General features: G+C 36.2%; 4 protein-coding genes. 3 read left to right on the plus strand and 1 reads right to left on the minus strand.

Annotated features, from left to right (window positions below):
• Positions 1-53: 53 nt before the first annotated feature.
• The 3 genes from V7122_RS24565 to V7122_RS24575 all read left to right on the plus strand — a co-directional run bounded on the left by V7122_RS24565 (position 54) and on the right by V7122_RS24575 (position 3,196).
• Entirely contained in the window at positions 54-185 is a 132-nt protein-coding gene (locus V7122_RS24565; protein WP_335346696.1) for a hypothetical protein, read from the plus strand.
• 141 nt (positions 186-326) lie between these two features.
• Entirely contained in the window at positions 327-2,495 is a 2,169-nt protein-coding gene (locus V7122_RS24570) for a beta-propeller domain-containing protein (protein ID WP_335529772.1), read from the plus strand.
• 134 nt (positions 2,496-2,629) lie between these two features.
• Positions 2,630-3,196, plus strand: a complete 567-nt coding sequence (locus V7122_RS24575; protein WP_335529774.1) for a glycerol-3-phosphate acyltransferase — start codon at positions 2,630-2,632, stop codon at positions 3,194-3,196.
• A 22-nt stretch (positions 3,197-3,218) separates the two neighbouring features.
• On the opposite strand, the gene V7122_RS24580 is transcribed toward V7122_RS24575, so the two are convergent.
• On the minus strand, positions 3,219-3,611 hold the full coding sequence (locus V7122_RS24580; RefSeq protein ID WP_335355381.1) for a globin: 393 nt from the start codon (positions 3,609-3,611) through the stop codon (positions 3,219-3,221).
• Positions 3,612-3,642: the final 31 nt, after the last annotated feature.

Raw genomic sequence — 3,642 nt, forward strand, 5'->3', positions numbered from 1 at the left:
ATAAAAATAAACATCCAAATACCTATTAAATAATATTTAGAGGAGTTCTGATTATGATTTTAATTAATGCCGATATTGATAAACTGTTAGATGCTACCGAAGAAATGGCAGATGAAGGTGATTTCAGCTATATAATCAGACGAATTGAAATTGATAAATTGCTAGAAAGAACACAAGACTGGTGAATAATGAGAAAGATCAAATATCCGCTCAAATCGAGCGGATATTTTTTATTATTAATTTTGAAGTAAATCTATGGATGAAAAGGAAGTGATTGTAACTAAAGGGAATCCTATTTCGTCAAAAGCTATAAAGGGGGGACAGCAATGAAGAAAAAATGGTTCACTATAGGCGGAATTTTTACAGTTATAACAGTGATGTTTTCATTTTTCCTCATTACACAATTAAAGGTTGTCAGTGGGATGGATACAAGAAATGATAAGACCATTGTCCTGCAGAATAAGATTTGGAAATTTAACTTTTCCGCTAAACTAGATCCAAAAAGTGTAAATGAAAAAACGGTTTATGTGATAGATGAAAAGGGACAAAACCAAAAAGTGAAAGTGAATGTCAGTAAGGAGGGAAACTCTGTTATTGTAGAACCTCCTGATGGCGGATATTCATTAGAGGCAAAATATTATACTTTGCATCTGAGCTCAGATATAAAATCTGCCCTCGGAAAAAAACTGCTTTCTGGGAAGAGCCAATCCTTCGAAGTAAAAGACACTCTTCCTTCAGTTAAATCAAAAACTGCCTTAAATGAATTATTATTAAATCGTGTAAAGGAAGAAGAGAAGAAACATAAAACAGGTTTTTCAATTAGCGTGAAGGAGTCTTCACAGGAAAGTGCGGCAGCTGATAAAAGCGGGTCTAATTATTCTGAAACGAATGTTCAGGTTCAGGGAATCGATGAAGCAGATACGGTTAAAACAGATGGTTCGCATATTTATCAGGTCGTGGACGAAAAGGTCCAAATCATTAAAGCAGCTCCTTCCGATAAGATGACATTAGAGTCTGTGCTATCATTTGACCATTCTTTTTCTCCTTACCAGCTTTTTATATACGAGGATCAGTTAATTATTTTAGGAAATAGCTACGGGAAGATGCCGTACCCGACACAGAAAGAAATAGCCAAAATTGCCATTGCTCCTGTACACGAAACAACGAAAGCCATTATATACAATATTGAAAATAAACAGACACCGAAAAAAATAAGAGAATTCGAAATGGAAGGCTCACTGCTTTCATCTAGGCTTATGAATGGAAAAGTCTATCTTATTGCTAATAAATATCCAGATGTTTGGATCTTGAAAGACAATCCAGAAATTGATATACGCCCTAAGTATTCCGATTCATTAGAGAAACCAGGCTTGCAGCCAGTTGATTTCGATCATATTCAGTATTTTCCTGGATCGAGCGAAACAAATTTCACAAATATTGCTGTAATTGATCTAGATAAACCAACTGAAAAAATTTCCGTATCCACCTATTTAGGCAGCGGCAATAATCTTTATATGTCAAAAAATAATCTCTATATAGCGGTCAGCAACTATTATTGGTTTCCACATATAGACGGTAAATCTGAACAGCCAGATACAACTGTTTATAAATTTAACGTGGATGGCATGAAGGTGGAATTTCATAGCTCGAGTGAAGTTCCGGGAACGGTATTAAACCAGTTTTCCATGGATGAATATGCTGGGTATTTTCGCATTGCCACGACAAAGGGCTATGTTTGGGATGACAAGCGGCCTTCAGCGAATAATCTTTATATATTGGATGAAAATCTAAAGCAGGTAGGTAAACTTGAGGATCTTGCAAGGGGAGAGCGAATTTATTCAGCAAGGTTTATGAATGATCGCATTTACATTGTGACCTTTAGAGAGACGGATCCGTTATTTGTCATTGATGGAAAGGACCCGAAGAATCCAAAGATTCTAGGGGAATTGAAAATACCAGGTTTCAGCAATTATCTGCACCCATTTGACGAAAATCATCTCATTGGTTTTGGTTATGATACAAAGGTAAGCGGGAAAGGTCCCGGTAATCAGCCAATCATTTTAACGGATGGGGTAAAAATTTCCCTTTTCGATGTAAGTGATATGTCAAATCCGAAAGAGAAATTTACGGAAATTATCGGAGGCAGAGGTACGTACTCACCATTAAATCATGATCATAAAGCACTCTTGTTTGATAAAAAGAAAAATCTTTTTGCCTTTCCAATTACCGTTCATCAAAACAAACCAAATAGTGAATATGAGTCTACATTTGAGTTCCAAGGAGGATTTGTTTACAACATTGATTTAAGAACGGGCTTTCACTTACAAACGAAATTAACACATCAGGATCCTCAAGCACCATATGAGGAATGGGAGAATCAAATTAATCGGATTATTTATATTGGAAACTCCCTATATGCCTTATCCCCAACCAAAATATCATCATACGATCTAAATTCGTATCATCAGCAAGGGGAATTAAGCTTGAAAAAATAACACCCATTTTTTGGGTGTTATTTTTATTGAATAATCAATGATACTTGTCCATAATATAGTATATATCTCTTACATAATTCAGAACTAGACTGCTAGATTCCTAGTCCAACAATCAAAAAAGGCTGGAGATCCATATGAATCAAATAATTTATTTTATTGGCTCTTATTTTATCGGCAATATCCTGACTGCTCACATTTTTTTAAAGCTTTTTGGGAAAGGAAATGTACATAATCAAGGTTCCGGAAACCCAGGAGCACGAAATATCGGACGATTATATGGAAAAAAGGCTTTTGTCATTACATTTCTCGGTGATGCATGTAAAGGCAGTATTGTCATCATAATTGGAAGATATCTGCAATTTACAGAATTGGAAATGCTGGCTGGCCTTAGCCTAGCTGTAATCGGACATATTAAACCAATCCTTTTTCGATTTAAAGGCGGAAAAGGAATTTCAACCTTTATCGGGGGAATCATTACATTCGAGCCATTGCTGGCACTCGTCATTATCATTGGTTTTTTACTATTTTTCCCTTTTACTAGAAGCTTTACGATTGCAGGACTTGCAGCCATTTGCCTGATACCATTTTCTATTTCGTATCTTTACCATTCCATTGAACTTTTATGGATAGTAGCAGCAATAATTATCATTCTTATTTTTGCGCATTCAGAAAACTTATTAAGAAAAATTAAGCAAACTTAGTCTTACATTAGCAAACTATATTTTATTCATAATCTGGAGTGTTTACCATAATCCCTGCTACCTGTGTTAGTCGATCATAAAAAGCCGCACCTGCAGGATTTTCATTAAGCCCAATTTCCTCAAAAGCTTCCTTCATACAGCGAAGCCAGCACTTAGCGCGCAGTGGCGTGACTTCGAAGGGGAGATGGCGGTGCTGCATAGCAGGTGGCCCGAATTCCTGACTATAAAGGGCGGGTCCTCCGGTAAATTGTGATAGAAACATCCGCTGCTTTCTCATGATTTCTTCCATATCTCCTTCAAACAATGGGCTTAGGTCGGGATCAGCATATACACGTGGATAAAATACTTGGACAAGCTTCTCAATAGTTTCTGCTCCGCCTATTTGAGTAAAAAGGGTATTAATTTTGTAATCCATATTCATCACCTTTTTCAATTTTCATTTATTC

This window comes from Bacillus sp. JJ1532, assembly GCF_036965085.1.
Classification (GTDB): Bacteria; Bacillota; Bacilli; order Bacillales; family Cytobacillaceae; genus Cytobacillus.